The 26412-nt window shown below is 51.1% G+C and carries 44 protein-coding genes; 2 read left to right on the top strand and 42 right to left on the bottom strand.

What is annotated here, in order from left to right:
* Positions 1-11 precede the first annotated feature (11 nt).
* The 29 genes from rplQ to rpsJ form a co-directional block, all read right to left on the bottom strand.
* On the bottom strand, positions 12-398 hold the full coding sequence (gene rplQ / locus ACN1CO_RS20390) for a 50S ribosomal protein L17 (RefSeq protein WP_003850180.1): 387 nt from the start codon (positions 396-398) through the stop codon (positions 12-14).
* A 40-nt stretch (positions 399-438) separates the two neighbouring features.
* Positions 439-1428, bottom strand: a complete 990-nt coding sequence (locus tag ACN1CO_RS20385; protein WP_003850179.1) for a DNA-directed RNA polymerase subunit alpha — start codon at positions 1426-1428, stop codon at positions 439-441.
* Between the two features lie 25 nt (positions 1429-1453).
* Positions 1454-2074, bottom strand: a complete 621-nt coding sequence (gene rpsD, locus ACN1CO_RS20380; protein ID WP_419140450.1) for a 30S ribosomal protein S4 — start codon at positions 2072-2074, stop codon at positions 1454-1456.
* A 32-nt stretch (positions 2075-2106) separates the two neighbouring features.
* Positions 2107-2496: a 30S ribosomal protein S11 gene (rpsK, locus tag ACN1CO_RS20375; RefSeq protein WP_004160563.1), complete on the bottom strand. Its 390-nt coding sequence runs from the start codon at positions 2494-2496 to the stop codon at positions 2107-2109.
* 16 nt (positions 2497-2512) lie between these two features.
* The gene (gene rpsM / locus ACN1CO_RS20370) at positions 2513-2869 is read right to left on the bottom strand and encodes a 30S ribosomal protein S13 (RefSeq protein WP_003850176.1); all 357 of its coding nucleotides are present in this window, start codon (positions 2867-2869) and stop codon (positions 2513-2515) included.
* A 146-nt stretch (positions 2870-3015) separates the two neighbouring features.
* Complete coding sequence (rpmJ, locus tag ACN1CO_RS20365; RefSeq protein ID WP_419140449.1) at positions 3016-3132, bottom strand: 50S ribosomal protein L36; 117 nt, start codon at positions 3130-3132, stop codon at positions 3016-3018.
* Between the two features lie 32 nt (positions 3133-3164).
* Positions 3165-4496 carry a preprotein translocase subunit SecY gene (gene secY / locus ACN1CO_RS20360; RefSeq protein ID WP_003850175.1) on the bottom strand — a complete coding sequence of 444 codons (1332 nt, stop codon included), beginning with the start codon at positions 4494-4496 and terminating at the stop codon, positions 3165-3167.
* Positions 4497-4503: 7 nt separating this feature from the next.
* Positions 4504-4938 carry a 50S ribosomal protein L15 gene (rplO, locus tag ACN1CO_RS20355; protein WP_090967264.1) on the bottom strand — a complete coding sequence of 145 codons (435 nt, stop codon included), beginning with the start codon at positions 4936-4938 and terminating at the stop codon, positions 4504-4506.
* Positions 4939-4941: 3 nt separating this feature from the next.
* A complete protein-coding gene (gene rpmD, locus ACN1CO_RS20350; RefSeq protein WP_003850166.1) occupies positions 4942-5121 on the bottom strand; it encodes a 50S ribosomal protein L30 in 180 nt (59 codons plus the stop codon).
* 5 nt (positions 5122-5126) lie between these two features.
* Positions 5127-5627: a 30S ribosomal protein S5 gene (gene rpsE, locus ACN1CO_RS20345; protein WP_090967265.1), complete on the bottom strand. Its 501-nt coding sequence runs from the start codon at positions 5625-5627 to the stop codon at positions 5127-5129.
* Positions 5628-5641: 14 nt separating this feature from the next.
* Positions 5642-5995 carry a 50S ribosomal protein L18 gene (rplR, locus tag ACN1CO_RS20340; protein WP_003850163.1) on the bottom strand — a complete coding sequence of 118 codons (354 nt, stop codon included), beginning with the start codon at positions 5993-5995 and terminating at the stop codon, positions 5642-5644.
* 9 nt (positions 5996-6004) lie between these two features.
* Positions 6005-6538, bottom strand: a complete 534-nt coding sequence (gene rplF, locus ACN1CO_RS20335) for a 50S ribosomal protein L6 (protein ID WP_003850161.1) — start codon at positions 6536-6538, stop codon at positions 6005-6007.
* A 13-nt stretch (positions 6539-6551) separates the two neighbouring features.
* Positions 6552-6944, bottom strand: a complete 393-nt coding sequence (gene rpsH / locus ACN1CO_RS20330; protein WP_003850158.1) for a 30S ribosomal protein S8 — start codon at positions 6942-6944, stop codon at positions 6552-6554.
* 32 nt (positions 6945-6976) lie between these two features.
* Positions 6977-7282: a 30S ribosomal protein S14 gene (gene rpsN, locus ACN1CO_RS20325; RefSeq protein ID WP_008927132.1), complete on the bottom strand. Its 306-nt coding sequence runs from the start codon at positions 7280-7282 to the stop codon at positions 6977-6979.
* A 14-nt stretch (positions 7283-7296) separates the two neighbouring features.
* Positions 7297-7836: a 50S ribosomal protein L5 gene (gene rplE, locus ACN1CO_RS20320; protein ID WP_003850155.1), complete on the bottom strand. Its 540-nt coding sequence runs from the start codon at positions 7834-7836 to the stop codon at positions 7297-7299.
* A 14-nt stretch (positions 7837-7850) separates the two neighbouring features.
* Positions 7851-8165: a 50S ribosomal protein L24 gene (rplX, locus tag ACN1CO_RS20315; RefSeq protein ID WP_003850150.1), complete on the bottom strand. Its 315-nt coding sequence runs from the start codon at positions 8163-8165 to the stop codon at positions 7851-7853.
* 10 nt (positions 8166-8175) lie between these two features.
* Positions 8176-8547, bottom strand: coding sequence for a 50S ribosomal protein L14 (rplN, locus tag ACN1CO_RS20310; RefSeq protein ID WP_006120590.1), 372 nt, complete (start codon positions 8545-8547; stop codon positions 8176-8178).
* A gap of 248 nt (positions 8548-8795) precedes the next feature.
* Positions 8796-10148 (bottom strand): 8-oxoguanine deaminase, encoded by a 1353-nt coding sequence (locus tag ACN1CO_RS20305; protein WP_419140448.1) that lies wholly within the window; start codon positions 10146-10148, stop codon positions 8796-8798.
* 358 nt (positions 10149-10506) lie between these two features.
* A complete protein-coding gene (gene rpsQ, locus ACN1CO_RS20300; RefSeq protein ID WP_313656354.1) occupies positions 10507-10761 on the bottom strand; it encodes a 30S ribosomal protein S17 in 255 nt (84 codons plus the stop codon).
* A complete protein-coding gene (rpmC, locus tag ACN1CO_RS20295) occupies positions 10761-10952 on the bottom strand; it encodes a 50S ribosomal protein L29 (RefSeq protein WP_003850146.1) in 192 nt (63 codons plus the stop codon). Before rpmC ends, rpsQ begins: the two co-directional genes overlap by 1 nt.
* On the bottom strand, positions 10952-11362 hold the full coding sequence (gene rplP, locus ACN1CO_RS20290; RefSeq protein WP_008927134.1) for a 50S ribosomal protein L16: 411 nt from the start codon (positions 11360-11362) through the stop codon (positions 10952-10954). The genes rpmC and rplP overlap by 1 nt, the downstream gene beginning before the upstream one ends.
* A 12-nt stretch (positions 11363-11374) precedes the next feature.
* A complete protein-coding gene (gene rpsC / locus ACN1CO_RS20285) occupies positions 11375-12073 on the bottom strand; it encodes a 30S ribosomal protein S3 (RefSeq protein ID WP_008927135.1) in 699 nt (232 codons plus the stop codon).
* Between the two features lie 17 nt (positions 12074-12090).
* Entirely contained in the window at positions 12091-12423 is a 333-nt protein-coding gene (gene rplV / locus ACN1CO_RS20280) for a 50S ribosomal protein L22 (protein WP_008927136.1), read from the bottom strand.
* 13 nt (positions 12424-12436) lie between these two features.
* The gene (gene rpsS, locus ACN1CO_RS20275; protein ID WP_001138115.1) at positions 12437-12715 is read right to left on the bottom strand and encodes a 30S ribosomal protein S19; all 279 of its coding nucleotides are present in this window, start codon (positions 12713-12715) and stop codon (positions 12437-12439) included.
* Positions 12716-12731: 16 nt separating this feature from the next.
* On the bottom strand, positions 12732-13553 hold the full coding sequence (gene rplB, locus ACN1CO_RS20270; RefSeq protein ID WP_090967268.1) for a 50S ribosomal protein L2: 822 nt from the start codon (positions 13551-13553) through the stop codon (positions 12732-12734).
* A gap of 17 nt (positions 13554-13570) precedes the next feature.
* Positions 13571-13873 carry a 50S ribosomal protein L23 gene (gene rplW, locus ACN1CO_RS20265; protein WP_003850708.1) on the bottom strand — a complete coding sequence of 101 codons (303 nt, stop codon included), beginning with the start codon at positions 13871-13873 and terminating at the stop codon, positions 13571-13573.
* On the bottom strand, positions 13870-14475 hold the full coding sequence (rplD, locus tag ACN1CO_RS20260; protein WP_003850711.1) for a 50S ribosomal protein L4: 606 nt from the start codon (positions 14473-14475) through the stop codon (positions 13870-13872). Before rplD ends, rplW begins: the two co-directional genes overlap by 4 nt.
* A 10-nt stretch (positions 14476-14485) precedes the next feature.
* A complete protein-coding gene (rplC, locus tag ACN1CO_RS20255) occupies positions 14486-15115 on the bottom strand; it encodes a 50S ribosomal protein L3 (protein ID WP_003850712.1) in 630 nt (209 codons plus the stop codon).
* A 32-nt stretch (positions 15116-15147) separates the two neighbouring features.
* Positions 15148-15459 carry a 30S ribosomal protein S10 gene (gene rpsJ, locus ACN1CO_RS20250; RefSeq protein ID WP_001181005.1) on the bottom strand — a complete coding sequence of 104 codons (312 nt, stop codon included), beginning with the start codon at positions 15457-15459 and terminating at the stop codon, positions 15148-15150.
* 394 nt (positions 15460-15853) lie between these two features.
* Here rpsJ and ACN1CO_RS20245 point away from each other — a divergent pair, with 394 nt between their 5' ends.
* Positions 15854-16627: a prepilin peptidase gene (locus ACN1CO_RS20245; RefSeq protein WP_419140447.1), complete on the top strand. Its 774-nt coding sequence runs from the start codon at positions 15854-15856 to the stop codon at positions 16625-16627.
* Here the strand turns inward: ACN1CO_RS20245 and bfr are convergent.
* From bfr to fkpA, 11 genes are all read right to left on the bottom strand, one after another.
* Complete coding sequence (gene bfr / locus ACN1CO_RS20240) at positions 16614-17087, bottom strand: bacterioferritin (RefSeq protein ID WP_419140446.1); 474 nt, start codon at positions 17085-17087, stop codon at positions 16614-16616. The two genes, ACN1CO_RS20245 and bfr, sit on opposite strands and share 14 nt — an antisense overlap.
* Before the next feature lie 100 nt (positions 17088-17187).
* Positions 17188-17382, bottom strand: coding sequence for a bacterioferritin-associated ferredoxin (gene bfd, locus ACN1CO_RS20235; RefSeq protein WP_033784140.1), 195 nt, complete (start codon positions 17380-17382; stop codon positions 17188-17190).
* A gap of 171 nt (positions 17383-17553) precedes the next feature.
* A complete protein-coding gene (tuf, locus tag ACN1CO_RS20230) occupies positions 17554-18738 on the bottom strand; it encodes an elongation factor Tu (protein WP_283546941.1) in 1185 nt (394 codons plus the stop codon).
* A gap of 68 nt (positions 18739-18806) precedes the next feature.
* The gene (fusA, locus tag ACN1CO_RS20225; protein ID WP_419140445.1) at positions 18807-20921 is read right to left on the bottom strand and encodes an elongation factor G; all 2115 of its coding nucleotides are present in this window, start codon (positions 20919-20921) and stop codon (positions 18807-18809) included.
* A 90-nt stretch (positions 20922-21011) separates the two neighbouring features.
* Positions 21012-21482: a 30S ribosomal protein S7 gene (gene rpsG / locus ACN1CO_RS20220; protein ID WP_003852909.1), complete on the bottom strand. Its 471-nt coding sequence runs from the start codon at positions 21480-21482 to the stop codon at positions 21012-21014.
* A gap of 96 nt (positions 21483-21578) precedes the next feature.
* Complete coding sequence (rpsL, locus tag ACN1CO_RS20215) at positions 21579-21953, bottom strand: 30S ribosomal protein S12 (RefSeq protein WP_003852912.1); 375 nt, start codon at positions 21951-21953, stop codon at positions 21579-21581.
* 124 nt (positions 21954-22077) lie between these two features.
* Complete coding sequence (gene tusB / locus ACN1CO_RS20210) at positions 22078-22365, bottom strand: sulfurtransferase complex subunit TusB (RefSeq protein WP_419140444.1); 288 nt, start codon at positions 22363-22365, stop codon at positions 22078-22080.
* A gap of 9 nt (positions 22366-22374) precedes the next feature.
* Complete coding sequence (gene tusC / locus ACN1CO_RS20205; RefSeq protein ID WP_419140443.1) at positions 22375-22734, bottom strand: sulfurtransferase complex subunit TusC; 360 nt, start codon at positions 22732-22734, stop codon at positions 22375-22377.
* Complete coding sequence (tusD, locus tag ACN1CO_RS20200) at positions 22734-23120, bottom strand: sulfurtransferase complex subunit TusD (protein ID WP_419140442.1); 387 nt, start codon at positions 23118-23120, stop codon at positions 22734-22736. Before tusD ends, tusC begins: the two co-directional genes overlap by 1 nt.
* Positions 23120-23842, bottom strand: coding sequence for a helix-turn-helix transcriptional regulator (locus tag ACN1CO_RS20195; RefSeq protein ID WP_013359249.1), 723 nt, complete (start codon positions 23840-23842; stop codon positions 23120-23122). The genes tusD and ACN1CO_RS20195 overlap by 1 nt, the downstream gene beginning before the upstream one ends.
* A 165-nt stretch (positions 23843-24007) precedes the next feature.
* On the bottom strand, positions 24008-24853 hold the full coding sequence (fkpA, locus tag ACN1CO_RS20190; RefSeq protein WP_136196208.1) for an FKBP-type peptidyl-prolyl cis-trans isomerase: 846 nt from the start codon (positions 24851-24853) through the stop codon (positions 24008-24010).
* A 268-nt stretch (positions 24854-25121) separates the two neighbouring features.
* Between fkpA and ACN1CO_RS20185 the strand changes: the two genes are divergently transcribed.
* On the top strand, positions 25122-25340 hold the full coding sequence (locus ACN1CO_RS20185; RefSeq protein WP_010253031.1) for a SlyX family protein: 219 nt from the start codon (positions 25122-25124) through the stop codon (positions 25338-25340).
* A gap of 95 nt (positions 25341-25435) precedes the next feature.
* On the opposite strand, the gene slyD is transcribed toward ACN1CO_RS20185, so the two are convergent.
* Both slyD and ACN1CO_RS20175 read right to left on the bottom strand, forming a co-directional pair.
* Positions 25436-26002, bottom strand: a complete 567-nt coding sequence (gene slyD, locus ACN1CO_RS20180; protein ID WP_419140441.1) for a peptidylprolyl isomerase — start codon at positions 26000-26002, stop codon at positions 25436-25438.
* A gap of 197 nt (positions 26003-26199) precedes the next feature.
* Positions 26200-26394: a YheV family putative zinc ribbon protein gene (locus tag ACN1CO_RS20175; RefSeq protein ID WP_010253033.1), complete on the bottom strand. Its 195-nt coding sequence runs from the start codon at positions 26392-26394 to the stop codon at positions 26200-26202.
* Between the last annotated feature and the right edge of the window lie 18 nt (positions 26395-26412).

The raw sequence follows: 26412 nt of genomic DNA, 5'->3' as shown, positions 1-26412 counted from the left end.
GTTGCTACAGATTACTCTGCGGCTGCTTCTGCTTGAGCTTCTGGACGATCAACCAGCTCGATGTAAGCCATCGGAGCGTTGTCACCAGCACGGAAGCCACACTTCAGAATACGAGTGTAACCACCTGCACGGCTCGCGAAACGCGGGCCAAGCTCATTAAACAGTTTTGCCACGATCTCGTTATCACGAGTACGGGCGAATGCCAGACGACGATTAGCTACGCTGTCGGTCTTGGCAAGAGTAATCAGCGGCTCAACTACACGACGCAGTTCTTTGGCTTTCGGCAGAGTCGTTTTGATGATCTCATGACGAACCAGAGAACCGGCCATGTTGCGGAACATAGCCTGACGATGGCTGCTGTTGCGGTTCAGTTGACGACCACTCTTACGATGGCGCATGACCTTATCCTTCTCAGTGAAACCTTAACCTGTGATCTGATTATTCATCAGCAATGCTTGCTGGCGGCCAGTTCTCGAGGCGCATGCCCAGAGAAAGACCACGCGAAGCCAGCACATCTTTAATCTCGGTAAGAGATTTTTTACCAAGGTTAGGCGTTTTAAGCAGCTCAACCTCGGTACGCTGTACCAGATCACCGATGTAGTGGATAGCTTCTGCCTTAAGGCAGTTAGCAGAGCGGACAGTCAATTCCAGATCGTCAACAGGGCGCAGCAGGATCGGATCGAATTCTGGTTTCTCTTCTTTAACTTCCGGCTGACGTACATCACGTAAGTCAACGAAAGCTTCAAGTTGTTCAGCCAGAATGGTCGCCGCACGACGAATCGCCTCTTCAGGATCGATTGTGCCGTTGGTTTCCATTTCGATGACCAGCTTGTCCAGGTCGGTGCGCTGCTCTACACGCGCTGCTTCAACATTGTAGGCGATACGGTCTACAGGGCTGTAGCAAGCGTCAACTAACAGGCGGCCGATTGGGCGCTCATCTTCTTCCGAATGAATTCGGGCAGAAGCCGGCACATAGCCACGTCCACGCTGAACTTTGATACGCATGCTGATAGCAGCGTTCTCATCGGTCAGATGGCAAATGACATGCTGAGGCTTGACGATTTCGACATCACCATCATGGGTAATGTCGGCTGCAGTCACAGGGCCAATGCCAGATTTATTCAGAGTAAGAATAACTTCATCTTTCCCCTGAACTCTTACCGCCAGCCCTTTCAGGTTGAGCAGGATTTCCAGGATATCTTCCTGTACGCCCTCTTTGGTGCTGTACTCATGAAGTACACCATCAATTTCAACCTCGGTCACCGCGCAACCCGGCATGGATGAAAGCAGAATACGGCGCAGTGCGTTACCAAGAGTATGGCCAAAGCCACGCTCTAAAGGCTCAAGGGTCACCTTGGCGTGCGTCGAACTCACTTGCTCGATATCTACCAGGCGCGGTTTTAGAAACTCTGTCACAGAACCCTGCATTGTGTCCTCTCTTTGGTACTAAGCCTTACTTGGAGTAAAGCTCGACGATCAGGTGTTCGTTAATGTCCGCAGACAGATCAGTACGTTCAGGAATACGCTTGAACACACCTTCCATCTTAGTCGCATCAACTTCCAGCCAGGTTGGCTTTTCACGCTGCTCAGCCAGCTCCAGAGCGGCCTTCACGCGAGATTGCTTTTTGGCTTTCTCACGGATGCTAACGACATCATTCGGAGATACCTGATAAGAAGCGATGTTAACAACGCGGCCATTTACCAGAACAGACTTATGGCTCACCAACTGACGTGCTTCTGCACGAGTGGCACCAAAGCCCATACGATAAACTACGTTGTCCAGACGACCTTCCAGCAGAGCCAACAGGTTTTCACCGGTGTTGCCTTTCAGACGAGCTGCTTCTTTATAGTAGTTACGGAACTGACGCTCCAGCACGCCGTAGATACGACGAACTTTTTGCTTTTCACGTAACTGACCGCCGTAATCAGACAGACGCGGTTTACGCGCACCATGCTGACCAGGGGCTTGTTCAATCTTACACTTGGTATCAATCGCGCGAACGCCAGACTTAAGGAATAAGTCAGTGCCCTCACGACGGCTCAGCTTGAGCTTAGGACCCAAATATCTTGCCATTTTCTTTCTCCAACTATCCTAAAAAACGGGCGTTATACGCGACGTTTTTTCGGCGGACGACAACCGTTATGAGGGATAGGAGTCACATCAGTAATATTAGTGATGCGGAAACCAGCGGCGTTCAAAGCACGAATCGTAGATTCGCGTCCTGGACCCGGACCCTTTACCATAACTTCCAGGTTCTTAATTCCGTAATCTTTTACCGCTTCTGCACAGCGCTCTGCAGCGACCTGAGCAGCAAACGGAGTGGATTTACGTGAACCGCGGAAACCGGAACCACCGGCGGTTGCCCAACCCAGTGCGTTACCCTGACGATCAGTAATGGTAACGATGGTGTTGTTAAAAGAAGCATGGACATGAGCCACGCCATCTGAGACTTGTTTTCTTACACGCTTACGTGCACGAACTGGTGCCTTTGCCATTATTTACTCACCCCGATTATTTCTTGATCGGTTTACGCGGACCCTTACGGGTACGTGCGTTGGTCTTAGTACGCTGACCGCGAACCGGAAGACCACGACGATGGCGCAAACCACGGTAGCAACCAAGGTCCATAAGACGCTTGATGCTCAGGGTGATTTCACGGCGCAGATCACCTTCTACAACGAATTTCGCAACTGCATCACGCAGCTGATCAATTTGTTCTTCAGACAGCTCACTGATCTTAACATTTTCAGCAATACCCGTTGAAGCGCAGATGGCTTTTGAACGGGTTTTACCGATACCGAAGATCGAAGTTAATGCGATAACGGTATGTTTTTGATCAGGAATGTTAATGCCTGCTATACGGGCCACTATGCACTCCTATAATTAAACAAGCACGTCCCATGCTGAAAAGCCCGTTTTCAGGATACTCAAATGGAAACGCACTGACATACAAAAGATTGGCTGGCTAATCTAGCCAGCTCAACCCGACTTTGCAAGAAAAATATGTGACAAAATCAGCCTTGGCGCTGTTTATGCTTTGGCTCGGCGCTGCAGATCACACGGACGACACCGTCGCGACGAACGATTTTGCAGTTACGACATAATCTCTTGACGGAAGCACGAACTTTCATTTTTTCTCTCCGTAACTTCTCAACCAACTGAATTAACGGCCGTAGCCTTTCAGGTTAGCTTTCTTCAGTGCCGACTCATACTGACTTGACATCATCAGAGTTTGCACTTGAGCCATAAAGTCCATGATGACGACAACTACGATGAGCAGTGAAGTACCGCCAAAGTAGAAGGGAACCTTCATCGCATCACGCATGAACTCCGGGATAAGGCAGATAAACGTAATGTAGAGAGCGCCGATTAAGGTCAGTCGCGTCATTACTTTATCAATATACTTCGCCGTTTGCTCTCCCGGACGAATTCCCGGTACGAATGCACCAGACTTCTTCAGGTTATCTGCTGTTTCACGTGGGTTGAAAACCAACGCCGTATAGAAGAAACAGAAGAAGATGATTGCAGTCGCATAGAGTAGCACATAAAGCGGCTGTCCTGGCTGCAAATACAGCGAAATTGTTGTCAGCCAGTTCCAACCGGTACCGCCCCCAAACCACGATGCAATCGTTGCCGGGAACAGAATAATGCTGGAAGCAAAGATGGCTGGAATTACGCCCGCCATGTTCACTTTCAACGGTAAATGTGTGCTCTGTGCAGCGTAAACGCGACGACCCTGCTGACGTTTTGCGTAGTTCACCACAATGCGGCGTTGACCACGTTCAACGAAGATAACAAAGAAGGTCACTGCGAATACGAGTACTGCAACCAACAGCAACAGAAGGAAGTGCAGGTCGCCTTGCCGCGCTTGCTCGATGGTATGGCCAATGGCCGGCGGGAGACCCGCAACGATACCTGCGAAGATAATGATCGAAATACCGTTACCGATACCACGTTCAGTAATCTGTTCGCCCAGCCACATCAGGAACATCGTTCCCGAGACCAGACTCACAACAGCGGTAAAGTAGAAGGCAAAGCCTGGATTCATTACCAGGCCTTGCATCCCTGGCATATTCGGCAGACCGGTAGCAATACCGATCGACTGAAATATGGCCAATACCAACGTACCGTATCGGGTGTACTGGCTAATCTTACGACGGCCAGCCTCCCCTTCTTTCTTAATTTCCGCTAACGCTGGATGAACCACCGTTAATAACTGGATGATAATCGATGCCGAAATATACGGCATGATGCCCAGTGCGAAAATAGAAGCACGGCTGAGAGCACCACCAGAGAACATGTTAAACATTTCAATGATGGTGCCACGCTGTTGCTCAAGCAGTTTGGCAAGTACAGTGGCATCAATACCAGGGATTGGAATGAAAGAGCCAATACGGAAGACAATGAGTGCGCCGATAACAAACAGCAGTCTGCGTTTCAGCTCACCAAAGCCGCCTTTGGCACTTTGAAAATCTAATCCCGGTTGTTTAGCCATCTGCTACTTATTCCTCGATTTTACCGCCAGCAGCTTCGATTGCAGCACGCGCACCTTTAGTGACACGCAGACCGCGAACCGTTACCGGTGTAGATACTTCACCAGACAGAATTACTTTAACGAATTCAATCTGAACACCGACAATGTTGGCTGCTTTCAGCGCGTTCAGGTCGACGATACCGCCTTCAACTTTCGCCAGATCAGACAGACGAATCTCTGTGGTGATCATTGATTTGCGAGAGGTGAAACCGAACTTCGGCAGACGACGGTACAGAGGCATCTGACCACCTTCGAAACCGCGACGTACGCCACCGCCAGAACGTGAGTTCTGACCTTTGTGACCACGACCACCGGTTTTTCCGAGGCCAGAACCGATACCACGACCCAGACGCTTGGAAGCGTGCTTAGACCCTTCGGCCGGAGACAGAGTATTTAAACGCATCTCTTACTCCTCCACTTTAACCATATAGGAAACCGCGTTAACCATACCGCGTACTGCAGGCGTGTCTTCACGCTCAACGGTGTGGCCAATACGACGCAGACCCAGGCCAACCAGAGTGGCTTTATGCTTAGGCAAGCGGCCGATTGAACTACGGGTTTGAGTGATTTTAATAGTCTTAGCCATCGTGATTACCCCAGAATTTCTTCAACGGATTTACCACGCTTAGCAGCGACCATTTCCGGAGATTTCATATTGCCCAGGCCGTCGATAGTTGCACGAACCACGTTAATCGGGTTGGTGGAACCATAGGTTTTTGCCAGAACGTTATGAACTCCAGCGACTTCCAGGACGGCGCGCATTGCACCACCGGCAATAATACCGGTACCTTCTGAAGCCGGCTGCATGAACACGCGGGAACCCGTGTGTGCACCTTTAACTGGGTGCTGCAGGGTGCCGTTGTTCAGCGCGACGTTAACCATGTTGCGACGGGCTTTCTCCATCGCTTTCTGGATCGCTGCTGGAACTTCACGTGCTTTACCGTAACCAAAACCTACGCGACCATTACCATCGCCTACCACAGTCAGTGCTGTGAAGGAGAAGATACGACCACCTTTAACAGTTTTAGAAACACGGTTTACCGCGATCAGTTTTTCCTGCAGTTCGCCAGCTTGTTTCTCGATGTGTGCCATCTTAGACCTCTACCTTAGAACTGAAGGCCAGCTTCACGGGCAGCATCTGCCAGTGCCTGGACGCGACCATGATATTGGAAACCGGAACGGTCGAAAGAAACACCAGTGATGCCTTTTTCGATTGCGCGTTCTGCGATAGCTTTACCTACTGCAGCTGCGGCTTCTTTATTACCGGTATACTTCAGTTGTTCAGTGATAGCTTTTTCTACAGTAGAAGCAGCGACCAGAACTTCGGAACCGTTCGGGGCGATCACCTGTGCGTAAATATGACGCGGGGTACGATGTACCACCAGGCGAGTAGCACCCAGCTCTTTGAGCTTGCGACGTGCACGGGTCGCACGACGGATACGAGCAGATTTCTTATCCATAGTGTTACCTTACTTCTTCTTAGCCTCTTTGGTACGCACGACTTCGTCGGCGTAACGGACACCCTTGCCTTTATAAGGCTCAGGACGACGGTAGGCGCGCAGGTCCGCAGCAACCTGACCAATCAGCTGTTTATCAGCGCCTTTCAGCACGATCTCAGTCTGAGTTGGACATTCTGCAGTGATACCCGCGGGCAGCTGGTGATCGACTGGATGAGAAAAGCCCAGAGACAGGTTAACCACGTCGCCTTTAACGGCTGCACGATAACCTACACCAACCAGCTGCAGCTTCTTAGTGAAGCCTTCGGTAACACCGATAACCATTGCGTTCAGCAGCGCGCGAGAAGTACCCGCCTGCGCCCAGCCGTCAACGAAACCTTCGCGCGGAGCGAAAGTCAGAGCGTTGTCAGCATGCTTAACTTCAACAGCATCATTGATAGTACGAGTCAGCTCGCCGTTTTTACCTTTAATCGAAATTACCTGACCGTTGAGTTTTACCTCTACGCCGGCAGGAACAACGACAGGTGCTTTAGCAACACGAGACATATGTATCCTCCGATTACGCTACGTAGCAGATAATTTCGCCACCAAGACCTGCCTGGCGCGCTGCACGATCAGTCATGACACCTTTAGATGTAGAAACTACAGCGATGCCCATACCAGCCATTACCTTTGGCAGCTCATCTTTTTTCTTATAGATGCGCAGACCAGGACGGCTTACTCGCTGAATGCTTTCTACAACAGCTTTGCCCTGGAAATACTTGAGAGTAAGTTCCAGTTCCAGCTTGATGTCGCCTTCGATTTTGAAATCTTCAATATATCCTTCTTCCTTCAGAACGTTGGCAATTGCCAATTTCAGCTTGGAGGAAGGCATGGTGACCGCAACTTTGTTTGCGGCCTGACCGTTACGGATACGGGTCAGCATATCCGCGATCGGATCTTGCATGCTCATCTGTGTTACTCCCGTGATTCAATTGGTGACAATTACCAGCTAGCCTTTTTCAGGCCCGGGATTTCACCGCGCATGGCGGCTTCGCGGACCTTGATACGGCTCAACCCAAACTTCCGCAGGAAACCGTGCGGACGACCTGTTTGACGGCAGCGGTTACGCTGACGCGAAGGGCTGGAATCACGCGGCAGACTCTGCAGCTTCAGAACAGCATCCCAACGATCTTCGTCGGAAGCGTTCACATCAGAGATGATCGCTTTCAGTTCAGCGCGTTTAGCGAAGAATTTGTCTGCTAATTTCGCACGCTTAACTTCGCGTGCTTTCATAGATTGCTTAGCCATTAAGTAACCCTACCTTACTTACGGAACGGGAAGTCAAAGGCAGCCAGCAGAGCACGGCCTTCATCATCAGATTTCGCAGTAGTGGTAATGGTGATATCCAAACCACGAACGCGATCGACTTTGTCGTAGTCGATTTCTGGGAAGATGATCTGCTCACGTACACCCATGCTGTAGTTGCCACGACCATCGAATGACTTAGCGGACAAGCCACGGAAGTCACGGATACGTGGAACAGCAATGGTGACCAGACGCTCAAAGAACTCCCACATGCGCTCGCCACGCAGAGTTACTTTACAGCCGATCGGATAGCCCTGACGGATTTTGAAGCCTGCAACTGATTTGCGTGCTTTGGTGACCAGCGGTTTTTGACCGGAGATTGCTGCCAGGTCAGCTGCTGCGTTATCCAGCAGTTTCTTGTCAGCGATCGCTTCACCAACACCCATGTTCAGGGTGATCTTCTCGACCCGAGGGACTTGCATGACAGAATTGTAGCCAAACTCTGTCATGAGTTTCTGGACTACTTCGTCTTTGTAGTAATCATGCAGTTTCGCCATCGTACTACTCCAAATTACTTGATAGTTTCGCTGTTAGACTTGAAGAAACGGACTTTTTTGCCGTCTTCGAATCTAAAGCCTACACGGTCAGCCTTACCAGTTGCCGCGTTGAACAGTGCAACGTTAGAAACCTGAATAGCAGCTTCTTTTTCAACGATGCCACCTGGTTGGTTCAGGGCCGGGACCGGCTTCTGATGTTTCTTAACCAGGTTGATACCTTCAACGATGACCTTACCAGAAGACAGGACATTCTTAACTTTACCGCGCTTACCTTTATCTTTACCGGTTAACACGATAACTTCGTCGTTACGACGGATTTTAGCTGCCATTGTTCGCTCCTTAGAGTACTTCTGGTGCCAGAGAGATAATTTTCATGAACTTTTCAGTACGAAGTTCACGAGTTACCGGCCCAAAAATACGCGTACCGATAGGCTGCTCACTGTTATTGTTCAGAATAACGCATGCATTACCATCGAAGCGAATGACAGAACCGTCCGGGCGACGAACACCCTTCCTGGTGCGCACCACTACCGCCTTCAGGACATCACCTTTTTTGACTTTACCACGAGGAATTGCTTCCTTGATGGTAACTTTGATGATGTCACCGACGCCTGCGTAGCGACGGTGCGAGCCACCCAGAACCTTGATACACATTACGCGACGTGCACCGGAGTTGTCGGCGACGTTCAGCATAGTCTGTTCTTGGATCATTTTAGTGCTCCGCTAATGTCAACTACTACTTCGGGACCTAAACCTCAGGTCGTTAGAAAGCCCCATAATTGAGGGCGCGGCATTGTAACACCGGTTCTCACAGATGGGTAGAAAAAATAAACGGCTCTCAATCGAGCCGCTGATTTTCCCTGATGACAGGGAGGGCGTATTCTAGGGAATAGTGCGAACAGTAGCAAATGTAATCTGCCTTATTTTTCGTCGCCCCCTAAATAAAGTGCCCTTATGGCTCAACCAACCAGTTTTCTGGCCAGTTGGTTATGCTGATGCAGCACGGTCGGTAGTTCAATTCCGGCCAGTTGTCCGTTCCGCACTCTGACTTTTCCGTTGATGATGCTGTAAGCGACATGTCCCGGATTACAGAATACCAGTGCAGCGACAGGATCGTGCCCTGCCCCGGCAAGACCGATGCGATTCAGATCAAAGATCGCCAGGTCAGCCATCATTCCCGGAGCAATAGCGCCCACATCATCGCGGTTAAGCACTTTTGCTCCACCCAGCGTCGCCAGCTCCAGCGCCTGACGCGCCGTCATCGCATCCGGGCCGAAACCAACACGTTGCAGCAGCATCGCCTGACGTACTTCTGCCATCATATCTGAGCTGTCATTGGAGGCCGAGCCATCCACACCCATACCGACGTGGACGCCGGCATCACACATGTGGCGTATTGGAGCAATGCCCGAGCCGAGACGCATGTTCGAGCAGGGACAATGGGCGATGCCGGTACCAGTGCGCGCAAAGAGCTCTATACCATGCTGATCCAGTTTGACACAGTGCGCATGCCAGACATCCGGTCCTACCCAGCCGAGGTCTTCAACATACTGCGCTGGCGTCATGTTGAACTTTTCCCGGCTATAACGGATATCGCTGTCGTTCTCCGCCAGATGAGTGTGCATAGAGACTTTGAAGCTTCGTGCCAGCCCAGCAGATTGCTTCATCAGCTCACGACTGACTGAGAACGGCGAACATGGCGCCACCACGATACGTAACATCGAACCATGGCTGTCATCGTGGTAGCGCTCAATCACGCGTTGTGTATCTTTCAGGATCGCTGCCTCATTCTCGACCAGCGAATCAGGCGGCAGGCCACCCTGGGATTTGCCCACGCTCATGCTGCCCCGGCTTGCATGGAAACGCATACCCATTAAGGCCGCAGCCTCGATGCTGTCATCAAGCTTACAGCCATTCGGGTAGACATAGAGATGGTCACTGGTAGTGGTGCAGCCGGAGAGCATTAATTCGGCCATCGAGATCTGCGTTGAGATATGAATCATCTCAGGGGTCAGATTCTGCCACAGTGGATAGAGGTGGGTGAGCCAGTTAAAAAGTTCACCGTTTTGTACGGCAGGTATGGCCCGGGTCAGGCTCTGGTACATATGGTGATGCGTATTGATCAGGCCAGGAATAACAATGTGTCCCCGCAGATCGATAATCTCATCTGCGCTATCGGGTAACGATCCTGCTTCCCCGACCGCAACGATCTGATTTCCTTTAATCAGAATACTGGCATTCCGTATTTCCCGACGGTCGGCATCCATGCAGACTACGCATTCGGCATTCTTCAGTAACAGAGTTCGTTCCATGCTATTGCCTGTGGGTTGTGATTGTGTGCTACCCGATAATAGCGGCAAGCTTTTGGCAGAGCTAATCGAAGGTAACGCAGCTAACAGTGGCAACTTTATCAGTGACCGGCGTAAGCGGTCAGGACTCTCCATTTTCACGGCACATTTCCTTGTACAGTTATAATAACTCGGGCCTTTATGGCCCGCAGCTTTCAGGCTTCATTACCCGAAGAGTCCCAGCTTAGTCCTGATGAACTGCTAAATTTTTGAGCACCATCAAATCTGGTCTGTCACCGGCACAAATGGATCAACCCCCGATTACAGGCAAAAAAAAACCCCCTGCCGAAGCAGAGGGTTTCCTCAGAGAATACAATTCTTATTACAGAATCGCTTTCTCGATTACGCGAACCAGGGTCCAGGATTTAGTCTTGGACAGTGGACGGCATTCGCGGATTTCTACCACGTCACCAATTCCACATTCATTGTTCTCGTCATGGATGTGCAGCTTGGTCGTACGTTTGATGAATTTGCCGTAGATCGGGTGTTTCACAAAACGTTCGATAGCAACAACTGCAGATTTCTGCATTTTGTCACTTACTACACGACCCTGCAGAGTACGGATTTTATCGGTCATTACGAACCCGCCTTCTCAGTCAGTAAAGTCTTAACGCGTGCAACATCACGGCGAACCTGTTTCAGCAGATGAGTCTGCTGCAGTTGGCCAGATGCTGCCTGCATGCGCAGGTTAAATTGCTCACGCAGCAGATTAAGCAGCTCAGTGTTCAGCTCTTCAACGCTTTTTTCACGCAGCTCAGTTGCTTTCATTACATCACCGTCTTAGTTACAAAGGTGGTTTTGATAGGCAGTTTTGCTGCTGCCAGCTTGAATGCTTCACGGGCCAGCTCTTCTGGTACGCCGTCCATTTCATACAGGACTTTACCAGGCTGGATCAGGGCAACCCAATACTCTACGTTACCCTTACCTTTACCCATACGCACTTCCAGCGGCTTCTCGGTGATCGGTTTGTCCGGGAATACTCGGATCCAGATCTTACCTTGACGCTTAACTGCACGGGTCATAGCACGACGTGCTGCTTCGATCTGACGAGCAGTCAGACGACCACGGCCAACAGCTTTCAGACCGAAAGTACCGAAGCTGACATCCGTACCCGCAGCCAGACCGCGGTTACGGCCTTTGTGCACTTTACGGAATTTCGTACGCTTTGGTTGTAACATCAGCGACTCTCCTTACTTACGGCCTTTACGCTGCTGCTTTTTAGGTTGAGCAGCCGGTTCCGGTTGTTCAACAGCAGCCATACCACCCAGGATCTCGCCTTTGAAGATCCATACCTTAACGCCGATTACACCATAAGTGGTGTGCGCTTCAGAGGTGTTGTAGTCAATGTCAGCACGCAGTGTGTGCAATGGCACGCGACCTTCACGATACCATTCGGTACGTGCGATCTCGGCGCCACCCAGACGGCCGCTAACTTCGACTTTAATACCCTTCGCGCCAAGACGCATGGCGTTCTGAACTGCACGCTTCATAGCACGACGGAACATCACACGACGCTCCAGCTGTGAAGTGATGCTGTCAGCTACCAGTTTCGCGTCCAGTTCCGGCTTGCGGACTTCGGCGATATTAATCTGTGCAGGAACGCCAGCGATTTTCGCGACGACCGTGCGCAGTTTTTCCACATCTTCGCCTTTCTTACCGATGACGATGCCCGGACGAGCGGTGTGAATAGTCACACGGATGCTCTTCGCTGGACGCTCGATAACGATACGAGAGACAGATGCTTTAGCCAGTTCCTTAGTCAGGAACTGACGTACTTTAAAATCGCTGTCCAGGTTGTCAGCGAATTCATTGGTGTTCGCAAACCAGGTAGAGTTCCATGGTTTTACAATACCCAGGCGAATACCATTAGGATGTACTTTCTGACCCATTGCTAGTCTCCAGAGTCTCAGCGATCGGACACAACCACAGTAATGTGGCTGGTGCGCTTCAGGATGCGATCTGCACGACCTTTGGCACGCGGCATAATGCGTTTCATGGTCGGACCTTCATCAACGAAAATTTTCGTGATTTTCAGATCGTCGATATCAGCGCCATCGTTGTGTTCGGCGTTAGCAATGGCAGATTCCAGAACTTTTTTGACCAGTACAGCCGCTTTCTTATTGGTGTAGGTCAAAATGTCCAGTGCCTGCGACACTTTCTTACCGCGAATCAGGTCAGCAACAAGGCGAACCTTCTGAGCAGAAGAACGAGCGTGGCGATGTTGAGCTAAAGTTTCCATCTCTTCCTCCTACTTATTTCTTCTTGGCTTTTTTATCAGCCGCGTGACCGCGATAAGTACGTGTCGGCGCGAATTCACCCAGTTTGTGACCAACCATTTCGTCGGAAACAAAGACAGGAACGTGCTGACGACCATTATGGACAGCGATGGTCAAACCGATCATGTTAGGAAAGATCGTTGAACGACGGGACCAAGTGCGCAAAGGCTTCTTGTCACCGCTTTCCACCGCTTTCTCTACCTTCTTCAGCAAGTGCAGGTCAATAAAAGGACCTTTCTTGAGAGAACGTGGCATGGCTTATCCTCTAATATTATTTGCTACGGCGACGTACGATAAACTTATCGGTACGCTTGTTGCTACGGGTCTTCTTACCTTTGGTCTGAACGCCCCACGGAGTTACCGGGTGCTTACCAAAGTTACGACCTTCACCACCACCGTGCGGGTGATCAACTGGGTTCATCGCGGTACCACGAACGGTCGGACGAACACCACGCCAACGGGCTGCACCAGCTTTACCCAGAACGCGAAGCATGTGCTCAGCGTTGCCGACTTCGCCCAGTGTTGCGCGGCAGTCAGACTCGACTTTACGCATTTCACCAGAACGCAGACGCAGGGTAACGTAAGAACCTTCACGAGCAACGATCTGCACGTAAGCACCGGCTGAGCGAGCAATCTGACCGCCTTTGCCTGGTTTCATTTCTACGTTATGCACGGTTGAACCCACCGGGATGTTACGCATCGGCAGAGTGTTACCTGCTTTGATCGCAGCATCAACGCCAGATTGGATCTGGTCGCCGGCTTTCAGGCCTTTAGGGGCCAGGATGTAACGGCGTTCGCCATCTTTGTACAGAACCAGTGCGATGTTCGCAGAGCGGTTCGGATCGTACTCAAGACGTTCAACAATTGCCGGGATACCATCTTTGTTGCGTTTGAAGTCAACAATACGATATGCCTGCTTGTGACCACCACCGATATGACGGGTAGTGATACGACCATTGTTGTTACGGCCACCGGATTTGCTGTTTTTTTCTACCAGCGGGGCGAATGGTTTGCCCTTGTGCAGCTCCGCGTTTACCACTTTAACTACATGGCGACGACCCGGAGATGTCGGTTTACATTTAACAACTGCCATTGTCTTTCTCCTCCGACTTACTCAGCGCCGCCAGCGAAGTCCAGATTCTGGCCTTCTTTCAGGGTGACGTAAGCTTTTTTCCAGTCGCTACGACGACCGATACGCTGTCCTTGACGCTTAACTTTGCCCTTAACTACCAGGGTGTTTACGTCTTTAACTTCTACTTCGAACAGTTTCTCAACAGCAGCAACGATCTCTGCTTTGGTCGCGTCATTAGCAACTTTGAGAACGATGGTATTGGTTTTTTCCATCGCGCTAGATGCTTTTTCAGATACGTGCGGCGCGCGCAGTACTTTCAGCAGACGTTCTTCACGGATCATGCCAGCATCTCCTCAACTTGCTTAACTGCATCAGCAGTCATAACGACTTTGTCGAAGGCGATCAGGCTAACTGGGTCGATACCGGATGCATCACGCACGTCAACCTTGTACAGGTTACGCGCAGCCAGGAACAGATTCTCATCCAGTTCACCGGTGATGATCAGCACGTCTTCCAGAGCCATGTCTTTCAGTTTCTGTACCAGCAGCTTGGTTTTCGGTGCTTCTACAGCAAATGATTCGACAACGATCAGACGATCTTGACGTACCAGTTCGGACAGGATGCTTTTCAGCGCGCCGCGGTACATCTTTTTGTTAACTTTTTGACTGTGGTCCTGCGGCTTCGCAGCAAACGTCACACCACCTGAACGCCAGATTGGGCTCTTTACAGAACCTGCACGCGCACGGCCGGTGCCTTTTTGACGCCATGGCTTTTTGCCTGAACCAGTTACTTCGGCGCGAGTTTTCTGCGCACGAGTACCCTGGCGGGCGCCAGATGCGTAAGCAACAACAACCTGGTGAACCAGCGCTTCGTTGAAATCACGACCGAAGGTAGTTTCGGAAACAGTCAGCGCGCTCTGCGCGTCTTTCAATACTAATTCCATTGCTATCCCCTTACGCCTTCACAGCTGGTTTAACGATCAGGTCGCTACCGGTAGCACCGGGAACTGCACCTTTAACCAGCAGCAGGTTGCGCTCAGCGTCAACACGTACTACGTCCAGACTCTGAACGGTTACGCGCTCATTACCCAGCTGACCTGCCATTTTCTTGCCTTTGAACACTTTGCCCGGAGTCTGGTTCTGACCGATAGAACCCGGAACGCGGTGAGACAAGGAGTTACCGTGAGTAGCGTCCTGGGTACGGAAGTTCCAGCGCTTAACGGTACCGGCGAAACCTTTACCTTTAGAGGTACCGGTTACGTCAACTTTCTTAACTTCAGCGAAAATCTCAACGCTGATGCTCTGACCTACAGAGTATTCTTCACCTTCAGCGGTGCGGAATTCCCACAGGCCACGGCCAGCTTCAACGCCAGCTTTCGCAAAATGACCAGCTTCAGGTTTGGTCACACGGTTTGCTTTTTTAGCACCGGTGGTAACCTGAATTGCCTGGTAACCATCGTTTTCCAGGCCTTTGACCTGAGTAACGCGGTTCGCTTCAACTTCGATTACGGTGACGGGGATAGAAACGCCATCTTCAGTGAAGATGCGGGTCATGCCCACTTTTTTACCGACTAAACCAATCATTGTTTCAACCTCTCAATCGCTCGATGACCTGATTAACCCAGGCTGATCTGCACGTCAACACCGGCAGCCAGATCCAGACGCATCAGAGCATCAACGGTTTTTTCAGTTGGCTCAACGATGTCTACCAGACGCTTGTGAGTGCGGATTTCGTACTGATCACGCGCATCTTTGTTAACGTGCGGAGAGATCAGAACAGTAAAACGCTCTTTGCGGGTTGGCAGCGGGATTGGACCACGAACCTGCGCACCAGTGCGCTTGGCGGTCTCAACGATTTCCGCGGTTGATTGATCGATCAGACGATGATCAAACGCTTTAAGACGGATACGGATTCTTTGGTTCTGCATGAGACCAGAGCTCCAAACTTTTTATAGACGAAAAAAATTACTACTCGAGCCCATTACGATTGATGGGAGAGTGTAATCGTTCAGCATATAACTCCCTAATTGGGAGTATTGTCAGGCGGCCTATATTTCAGCCGTCTGCGATTCTGCTCGAATCGCGCCTGCAATATCTGCAGGCCCGCGCATTATACGTAAATCTGTTCAGGAAGCAACCCGTGTTGACCTTTTACCCATGAAATAGTGGCTGATTCGTGAGGCGCGCGTCGCATTGCATTGCCGTATGACTGATAGCTCCCTCATTACGTCGTGAGCGCATTTCCACAGTTATTCATTCATAGATGACAGGGAACAGGAAGACAAAGAGAGTGCTCCTAACCTTTTATCCGGAGCAAAAAACATGTCCCTCGACCTTATCACTCAGATTGCTGTGCTGGCTTGCGGAAGCGCTTTGGGAAGCTTTCTTTCGCTGGCCTGTGCGCGCTTCTCCCCCGCTCTCTCACCCGCTCAGTGGTTTGCCTCGCTTTGCGTTCCCGGTTCACAGTGTGACCATTGTCAGCAGCGCTTGCTGTGGCGTGACGTTTTGCCCCTTGTCAGTTGGGCGGGCTTAAAAGGACGGTGTCGCTCCTGTCATCGTCCATTTAGCGCAGACAGCTTCGTCGCTGAATGGCTGGTCGCAATGCTCTGCCTGCTGGTGCTGCAAAGCTTCACCGATACTGCAGAGGCTATCTTCATCATTACTGTCTCCAGCCTGTTGTTTCTGATGGCTGCCATTGATCGTCACCACTTCTGTATACCTGACCCACTCAGCTATCTGCTGCTCTGGCTGGGATTACTCCACGCCAGCGTGACCGGTAACGAAACAGCGGTGATATGGGGCGCACTGTCGGGTTACTGTGCGTTGTGGCTACTTGCCTGGAGCTATCGGCAGGTTCGGGGGTACGAAGGATTAGGTTATGGCGATATGAAGCTATTCGCAGCGTTAGGTGCCTGCTGTGGCTGGCAGGCGTTACCCTGGATTGCGCTGGGTGCCACTCTGCTGGCGCTGGCGGCAATCGTAATGCTGCAACTACGGGGGTTAATGCAGGGGGACAGCCCGCTGCCGTTTGGCCCTTTCCTGGCCATCGCGGGCTGGGTAATAATCGTGCTGCAGACCCGATTCACTCTTCTTTGATTTGAGCCTGTAGATAGTTCTGGATACCCATCTTCTGGATTAACTCAAGTTCTGTCTCAATCCAGTCGATGTGATGTTCTTCATCAGCCAGGATTTCAATCATCATGTCACGGCTGACATAGTCATGCACTTTGTCAGCATAGGAGATGGCTTCACGAAGATCCTTAGCGCCTTCAAGTTCAAGATTCAGGTCTGAACTCAGCATCTCCTCGACGTCCTCACCGATTCGTAGCCGTCCCAGATCCTGAAGGTTTGGGATCCCTTCAAGAAAAAGAATGCGCTCAATATACTTATCGGCATGCTTCATCTCGTCGATCGATTCGTGGTACTCCACGTCGTTGAGGCGCGTCAGACCCCAGTTCTTAAACATGCGCGCATGCAGGAAGTACTGATTGATGGCAACCATTTCATTTCCAAGCAGTTTGTTGAGATGACTGATAACTTTGATATCGCCCTTCATTGTTAACCCTCCGCGTCTGGTTTATTAGAGCGTAGATGTGGTTAAAAAGAAGTCAAAAAAACGCGACAGATATTGTGGGTATTCACACATCAACAGCTAATCAGGCTATCTCTTTATAGAGCGGTGCATGCTGCATCTCTTCATCCATGATTTCCCGCGCAGCGCGAACGCACTTGCCGCATTGTTTGCCGACCGGCACAAACTGGCGCAGTTGCTGGATGGATTTAGGTTGATAGCGACGCACGACTTCACGAAGGGTTTTATCACTAATGGCATTACAGAGGCAGACGTACATTGATTCATCACTCAGGTACATTTTCTGTACACAGTGTAAATGCGAATCGTTTTTATTACAAACCCACCCTTTGCAGGGTTATGGCCATATTTAAGCAAAAAAAAAGAGCACCGAAGTGCTCTTTTCACTGTGTTGCAGTGGCCGTTTGCACGACCACAGCAGATATCACAATTAAGCGATAACTTTAGCAACAACACCCGCGCCAACGGTACGGCCACCTTCGCGGATTGCGAAGCGCAGACCTTCGTCCATTGCGATTGGGTGGATCAGGGTAACAACCATTTTGATGTTGTCGCCTGGCATTACCATTTCAACGCCTTCTGGCAGCTCTACTGAGCCGGTCACGTCAGTTGTACGGAAGTAGAACTGTGGACGATAGCCTTTGAAGAACGGAGTATGGCGACCACCTTCGTCTTTAGACAGAACGTAAACTTCTGACTCGAACTGGGTGTGCGGCTTGATTGAGCCTGGCTTAGCCAGAACCTGGCCACGCTGGATGTCTTCACGCTTGATACCGCGCAGCAGAACACCACAGTTTTCGCCTGCCTGACCCTGGTCCAGCAGCTTACGGAACATCTCAACACCGGTACAGGTTGATTTCACGGTATCTTTGATACCAACGATTTCAACTTCGTCGCCGACTTTAACGATGCCGCGCTCAACACGACCGGTAACAACGGTACCACGGCCAGAGATTGAGAATACGTCTTCGATTGGCAGCAGGAACGGCTTATCGATTGCACGCTGTGGTTCTGGGATGTAGCTATCCAGATGCTCAGCCAGCTCCAGGATTTTAGCTTCCCACTCAGGTTGGCCTTCCAGTGCTTTCAGAGCAGAACCACGAACGATTGGAGTGTCGTCGCCTGGGAAGTCATATGCTGACAGCAGGTCACGAACTTCCATTTCTACCAGTTCCAGCAGCTCTTCATCATCAACCATGTCGCACTTGTTCAGGAACACGATGATGTAAGGAACGCCAACCTGACGACCCAGCAGGATGTGCTCACGGGTCTGTGGCATAGGGCCATCAGTCGCAGCAACAACCAGGATCGCGCCGTCCATCTGCGCAGCACCGGTGATCATGTTTTTCACATAGTCGGCGTGGCCTGGGCAGTCAACGTGCGCATAGTGGCGAGTTGGGGTTTCATATTCAACGTGTGAAGTGTTGATGGTGATACCACGTGCTTTCTCTTCTGGTGCGTTATCGATCTGATCGAATGCACGAGCCTGGCCACCGAAAGTTTTAGACAGTACGGTGGTGATAGCTGCAGTCAGAGTGGTTTTACCGTGGTCGACGTGACCGATGGTGCCCACGTTTACGTGCAGTTTGTTACGCTGAAATTGCTCTTTCGCCATGGCGATAATTCCTTACGTTGTGCCTTCACCATCTGGGTGAAGGCATCAGTTCAAATTTAAACCGTAGCTTATTTGCCACGAGCTTCAATAACGGCCTGCGCTACGTTGTTCGGCGCATCGTCATACTTCAGGAACTCCATGGAGTACGAAGCACGACCTTTGGTCAGAGAACGCAGTTGAGTTGCGTATCCGAACATCTCAGACAACGGAACTTCAGCGTGAATCTGAACGCCAGTAGCGTTAGATTCCTGCCCTTTGAGCATACCACGACGACGGCTAAGGTCACCGATGACATCACCCGTGTTCTCTTCTGGCGTTTCAACTTCAACCTTCATGATAGGTTCAAGCAGAACTGGTTTCGCTTGCTTAAAGCCTTGTTTGAAGGCAATAGATGCGGCCAGTTTAAACGCCAGTTCTGAGGAGTCGACATCATGGTATGAACCATAGTGCAGACGAACGCCCAGATCCACAACCGGATAGCCAGCCAGAGGGCCTGATTTCAGCTGCTCCTGGATACCTTTATCAACCGCAGGGATGTATTCACCAGGAATCACACCACCTTTGATGTCGTTGACAAATTCGTAGCCTTTCGGGTTCGAACCTGGCTCCAGTGGGTACATGTCGATAACAACATGACCGTACTGACCACGACCACCAGACTGCTTGGCGTGTTTACCTTCAACGTCGGTAACTTTGGTACGAATCGCTTCACGGTAAGCAACCTGTGGTTTACCCACGTTTGCTTCAACGTTAAATTCACGCTTCATACGGTCAACGATGATGTCGAGGTGAAGTTCACCCATACCCGCGATGATGGTCTGGTTAGATTCTTCATCAGTCCATACGCGGAATGATGGATCTTCTTTTGCCAGACGGCCCAGAGCCAGACCCATTTTTTCCTGGTCAGCTTTGGTTTTTGGCTCAACGGCGATAGAGATTACCGGCTCCGGGAACTCCATGCGCTCAAGGATGATGACGTTATCTGGGTCACACAGGGTGTCACCAGTGGTCACATCTTTCAGGCCGATCGCAGCTGCGATATCACCCGCACGAACTTCTTTAATCTCTTCACGCTTGTTAGCGTGCATCTGAACGATACGGCCCAGACGCTCACGGTTTGACTTAACCGGGTTGAACACGGTGTCACCCGTATTAACCACACCAGAGTAAACGCGGAAGAAGGTTAAGTTACCCACGAACGGGTCGGTAGCGATTTTGAACGCCAGTGCAGCAAACGGCTCGTTGTCATCAGAGTGACGAACAGCCGGCGTGTCTTTACCGTCGTCCAGCATACCGTTAATCGCGGTAACGTCAGTCGGTGCTGGCAGATATTCAACAACTGCATCCAGCATCGCCTGAACACCTTTGTTCTTAAATGCAGAACCACAGGTTACCAGGATGATTTCGTTGCGAAGTACACGCTGACGCAGAGAGGTTTTGATCTCTTCTTCAGTCAGTTCTTCACCACCGAAGAATTTCTCCATCAGCTCATCAGAGCCTTCAGCAGCGGCTTCAACCAGCTTCGCATGCCATTCTTCAGCCAGTTCCTGCATATCAGCTGGAATATCTTCGTAGTCGAAGGTTACACCCTGATCTGCGTCGTTCCAGTTGATTGCTTTCATTTTCACCAGGTCAACAACACCAGTGAATTTCTCTTCTGCGCCGATAGCCAGCTGCAGAGGAACTGGAGTTGCGCCCAGACGTGATTCGATCTGACCAACAACTTTCAGGAAGTTAGCACCCATGCGGTCCATTTTGTTAACGAACGCGATGCGTGGAACTTTATATTTGTTAGCCTGACGCCATACGGTCTCAGACTGCGGCTGAACACCACCTACAGCACAATAAACCATTACTGCGCCATCGAGCACACGCATAGAACGTTCAACTTCGATGGTGAAGTCAACGTGTCCTGGGGTGTCGATGATGTTGATGTGGTGTGGTTCAAACTGCTTGGCCATACCAGACCAGTAACAGGTGGTCGCAGCGGAAGTGATGGTAATACCACGTTCCTGTTCCTGCTCCATCCAGTCCATAGTTGCTGCGCCGTCGTGTACTTCACCGATTTTGTGGTTTACACCGGTGTAGAACAGAACGCGTTCGGTAGTGGTAGTCTTACCGGCGTCGATGTGCGCACTGATACCGATGTTACGGTAGCGAGCAATGGGTGTTTTACGAGCCATTTGATTCCTCTGATTCTCGGACGTTCAAGGTAAGTCGACCCCAGCGGGTTGGCTGATTGAGCGCCCGCTGGTTTAACTACTACGTGGTGATTACCAACGGTAGTGTGCGAACGCCTTGTTGGCTTCTGCCATGCGGTGAACGTCTTCACGTTTCTTAACTGCAGTACCTTTGTTCTCTGCAGCATCAGAAAGTTCGTTCGCCAGGCGAAGAGCCATTGATTTATCACCGCGTTTACGAGCAGCATCTACGATCCAGCGCATTGCCAGAGCATTACGACGAACCGGACGGACTTCTACTGGTACCTGATAAGTAGAACCACCAACGCGACGTGACTTAACTTCGACAGTCGGGCGCACGTTTTCGAGGGCTACTTCAAAAGATTCCAGTGCGTTTTTACCTGAACGCTGAGCCAGGGTCTCAAGCGCGGTATAAACGATTGATTCTGCAGTAGATTTCTTACCATCTACCATCAGGATATTTACAAATTTGGCCAGCAGCTCTGATCCGAACTTAGGATCTGGCAGAATTTTACGCTGACCAATGACGCGACGACGTGGCATGGAAATACTCCGTTGTTAATTCAGGATTGTCCAAAACTCTATGAGTTTATTATGACATTTAATTTAAAACGTTTGGCCTTACTTAACGGAGAACCATTAAGCCTTTGGCTTCTTCACGCCGTACTTGGAGCGAGCCTGCTTACGGTCTTTAACACCTGAGCAGTCAAGCGCGCCACGAACGGTGTGGTAACGCACACCTGGCAAGTCTTTTACACGACCGCCACGGATCAGGATCACGGAGTGTTCCTGCAGGTTATGACCTTCACCACCAATGTAGGAGGTAACTTCAAAACCGTTGGTCAAACGCACACGGCAGACTTTACGCAGTGCGGAGTTTGGTTTCTTAGGAGTGGTGGTGTACACACGAGTACAAACGCCACGTTTTTGCGGGCAAGCTTCCAGCGCCGGCACGTTGCTCTTTGCAACTTTGCGGACGCGTGGTTTGCGAACCAGCTGGTTAACTGTTGCCATTAAATAGCTCCTGGATTTGCTTTTGCTTCGTAAACACGTAATAAATCGCCTCGTAGAATTACGAGGAGGCAGAATTTTAGGGCTGAGTCAAAGGGGTGTCAAGAAATAACCAGGTTTTAGCCGATTACCACACGATTTGTTGCTGATGCCTGATCGTTAGCGTGACAAAGCCATTATAGTCTATTGACTGTACGCTGGTCGAAATTTGTCCAGTTAGGCCGCGAGCCTGAACATCTTCGTCCAGCACCCACAGTGTCGCTTCGCTCTCTGAGAGCCGCATCAATGCACGGCTACCGGCTAAGGCGGCCAGTACGCCATCCTGCAGCAGCAGCAGGTCATCGCCTGCACCTGCCATCAAAAGCAGGGTCTCAAGGTCACTGTGTGCCGGTGAGTGCATTAAAGTGTGCAGCATTAACGTCTCTTAAAAAGTAAGGATGCGATCGTAGCTGGCCAGCATCTGCCGTAACTCCGGCGCGTCCAGTAGCGTAACATCCAGCAACCGGTCAGCGTCAACCTCTAATCCACGCGCTATCAGCGATGTCCGACAGAGATAGCACTGCTCAATGTCATACAGCGACAGCACGCCAAAGGTCGCGGCATAGTGACGGCTCTTAATCGTCCCAGGTTGCTGATGCAGATTCAGCTGCAGCACACCATCACCGATAAAAAACAGGCCGATATCTTCACTGAGTGCACCCGTGGCCAGCGCGGCATCCAATCCTTCGCGCCCTGCACTGTTGCCATGCGGTGCCCGGGTAAAGACAAATGCGACACGATTCATCAGAACTGCACCATACGTTCACAGCTCAGCACCGCTTCCGCCAGCGCACCCAGCCCACTCAGCGTAAAGCCAGGCTGCAGGTTACTGCCCGCCAACTGGAGTCGGGCCGCTTCCTGCGCATCGCTGACGCCTCGCCGCAGCGCGGCCGCCACACAGATGTTCAGTGCCACACCCTGCTCCTGATGTAATGCCTGCCACGCGCGCACCAGGTCAAACTCATCACTGGCAGGTGCGGTGAGCTGGTTAGCGTTCAGCACCCCTTCGCGATAGAAGAACACGCTTTCAAGCTGATGGCCCGCCGTCAGCAGCGCGCGGGCGAACAGGTATGCACTGGTCGCCTGTTGCGTCCCATAAGCCGGGCCGGTGACCATCAGGGTGTAACGCATTACCGATCCTGTCCCTGGAAGTCGCCATTTTTAAACTGGCGGATGTAGAGATAGACGGTGTGCTTCGAGATGTTTAGCCGATCGGCCACCTGGTTGATGGCATCTTTGATATCGAAAATTCCCTTCTCATACAGGTTGAGCACAATCTGGCGATTCTTGGCATTGTTCGACACATTGCGATCCGCGCTCACCTCTTCAATGGTGAACTCCAGTGTCTGCATCACCAGATCATCGACTGAACTGGCAAAGTTGACGTTGGAGTCAACCTGCTGCATCTCAGGCGGCATAAAGGTCGACATGATCTGTGAGAACGGCACATCAAGGTTCATGTTGATGCAGAGCAGACCAATGACCCGTTGCTGACGGTTGCGAATCGCAATCGTGACCGACTTCATCAGCACGCCGCTTTTGGCACGCGTGAAATAGGCACGGGAGACATTGCTGTCCGCGCCATGCATATCGTGCAGCATCCGCAGGGCTAAATCGGTGATAGGTGAACCCACCTTACGACCGGTGTGTTCCCCATTGGCGATACGCACGGCCGAGCACTTAAGATCTTCAAGCGAGTGCAGGACGATTTCACAATGCGAGCCGATCAACATCGCCAGGCCATCCACGACAGCCTCGTACGATTTCAGAATATCGTAATCAGTTTCTTCGAACGGGCGCTGCTCCAGAAGATCGAAGTCGCTCAGTTCACCCGGATTGAATGGATTAGACATTGAAGAGTATCACCCTGAATGGCTGGAGCCTGTCACAGCGGCTTATGGGCAGACTCAATATGGGATAATTAGGCAGGCATTAGTCTGGCAAATGTCGTCGGCTTATGCCAGAGGTTTGTCGTGAAGCTAAAATGAAACCGCCGCCCGGAGGCGGCGGTCAGCAGATTACTGCGCTTTTTCTGCAGCAGCAGGCGCAGGGGCCTGTGCTTTTTCATCTGCTTTAGGCGCTGGTTTGATATCAAGCAACTCAACATCAAATACCAGAGTGGAGTTAGCCGGAATGCCCGGAACGCCATTTTTGCCGTAAGCCAGATTCGGTGGGATCACCAGCTTAATCTTGCCGCCTTTCTTCACGTGCTTCAGACCTTCAGTCCAGCCTGGGATAACACCATCCAGACGGAATGAAAGTGGCTCGCCACGGGTATAAGAGTTGTCGAATTCCGTGCCGTCGATCAGCGTACCTTTGTAGTTCACTACTACAGTGTCGCTGTCTTTAGGTGCCTCGCCGGTACCCTCTTTCTCAACTTTATACAGCAGGCCGCTTTCGGTTTTCTTCACGCCGCTCTCTTTAGCAAATTTGGTTGCGAAGGCTTCACCCTTTTCAGAGTTCTCTTTCGCATCTTTTTCCATTTTCGCTGAGGCTGCGCCTTTCACGCGGCCTTCAAAGGATTGCAGCGTCTGCTCAATCTCTTCGTCAGACAGTTTGCTCTTGCCACCAAACGCATCCTGAACACCTGCAATAAGCTGCTGCTTATCCAGTTTGATGCCCAGTTTTTCCTGTTCCTTCAGGGAGTTGTCCATGTAGCGACCCAGTGAAGCACCCAGTGCGTAGGCAGACTGCTGGTCTTCATCTTTGAAAGCAGCATTCTTAGGTGCCTGAGGCGCGGACTGTGGCGCGGCAGCTGGTGCAGCCTGTGGCGCTGCAGCGGTGTCTGCTGCCATTGCCATTGGTGCATTCAGTGCAACAGCCATGGTGGTAGCTAACAATGTGACTTTAAACAGTGATTTCATCCATTCTCCAAAACCGAAGCGTCTAACCTCGGGAAACATTGCGGACTTCAGGGCCCACACTATAACTTTACGTGGCAGTGTCGAACACTCCCACAATGTAATTACCCGGTCTACCTCCGACCTTTATAACATCGGGAAGTTTCATCAGAGATGATACCGCGCTACCTTTTTTCAAGCGCAACGCCTCCGGGCGTAAAAAAACAGGTGATTCCTGGCCTTCAGGTCGTAGAATCACGCCCCGAGTCGCACCTTAACAGAGGAACAGGTCATGCAACAATCTGAGTGGGAACAGCGTCTGGAGACGCTAGAGAGCAAACTGGCCTTTCAGGAGATGACGATCGATCAGCTGAACAGTGCGGTGGTTCAGCACGAGCTGGAGATGAATAAGATGCGTGAGCAGATGCGCATCTTAACCGACAAGCTCAAAGCGAATGCGCCCTCGATCGTCGCCTCACAGTCTGAAGAGACCCCGCCCCCGCACTACTGATCGCAGGTCAACTTGCCCCGGTTAAGCCGGGAAGAACCAGAATGACAGCCAAAAGAAAGGCCACCCGGAGGTGGCCTTTAAAGGTCTGTTGAGACTTAGTGGCTGCAGCCGCAACCACCAGTACCACAACCGCCTTTACCGTGATCATGGTCGTGGTCGTGATCATGGCCGTGATCGTGGTCATGATGATGGCCATCTGCACCGTGAACGTGGCCATGAGCCAGTTCTTCCGGTGTGGCTTCACGGATAGCAACCACTTCAACGTTGAAGTTCAGGTTCTGACCCGCCAGCATGTGGTTACCATCAACCACGACGTGATCGTCTTCCACTTCGGTGATTTCTACTGGTACCGGACCCTGATCGGTCTCTGCCAGGAAGCGCATGCCAACCTGCAGTTCGTCAACGCCCATGAAGACGTCTTTAGGAACGCGCTGCACCAGGTTGTCATCGTACTGACCGTAAGCATCGTTTGCCGGGATATGCACGTCAAACTTGTCGCCGGCAACGTGGTCTTCCAGCGCATTTTCCAGACCAGAAATCAGGGAACCATGACCGTGCAGGTAGTCTAACGGTGCACTCACCGGTGACTCGTCAACTAACACGCCGTCTTCTGTACGTACCTGATAGGCCAGGCTTACCACCAGGTCTTTTGCTACTTTCATGATATCTCCTAACCGTTGAGAGCTGAGATCCCGTCTCATTGGTCTATTCTTGCGTGCAATAACACCAACCAGAAAGGTTCGGGGCTGAGTACAAGAGGGGTTTCACTTTCTCTTGCGACTTCAGCCTTAATGGCGGCAATTGTAACGGAATTCAATCCCGCTGTAAGTTTAAGCGTAAAAAAAGCTGCCCGATTCCGCTACTCCGGATGGAAAATACCGATAACCTGCTCATTGGTACGAACCTGATCGCGCGCCTGTTTGTCTGCTTCGCGCATCTGGTGACCACACTTTACGCACTCCACCACATCGACATTATTTTCACGCCACATCGCCAGCGTGTCCTTCTCCTGGCAGTGCGGGCATGTCGCACCGGCAATAAAACGTTTACGCATTAGCTTCTGCCTGTTTAA

Source organism: Pantoea sp. R13S299, assembly GCF_048515925.1.
Taxonomy (GTDB): domain Bacteria; phylum Pseudomonadota; class Gammaproteobacteria; order Enterobacterales; family Enterobacteriaceae; genus Pantoea.
This window is presented reverse-complemented; position numbering and strand designations above follow the sequence as displayed.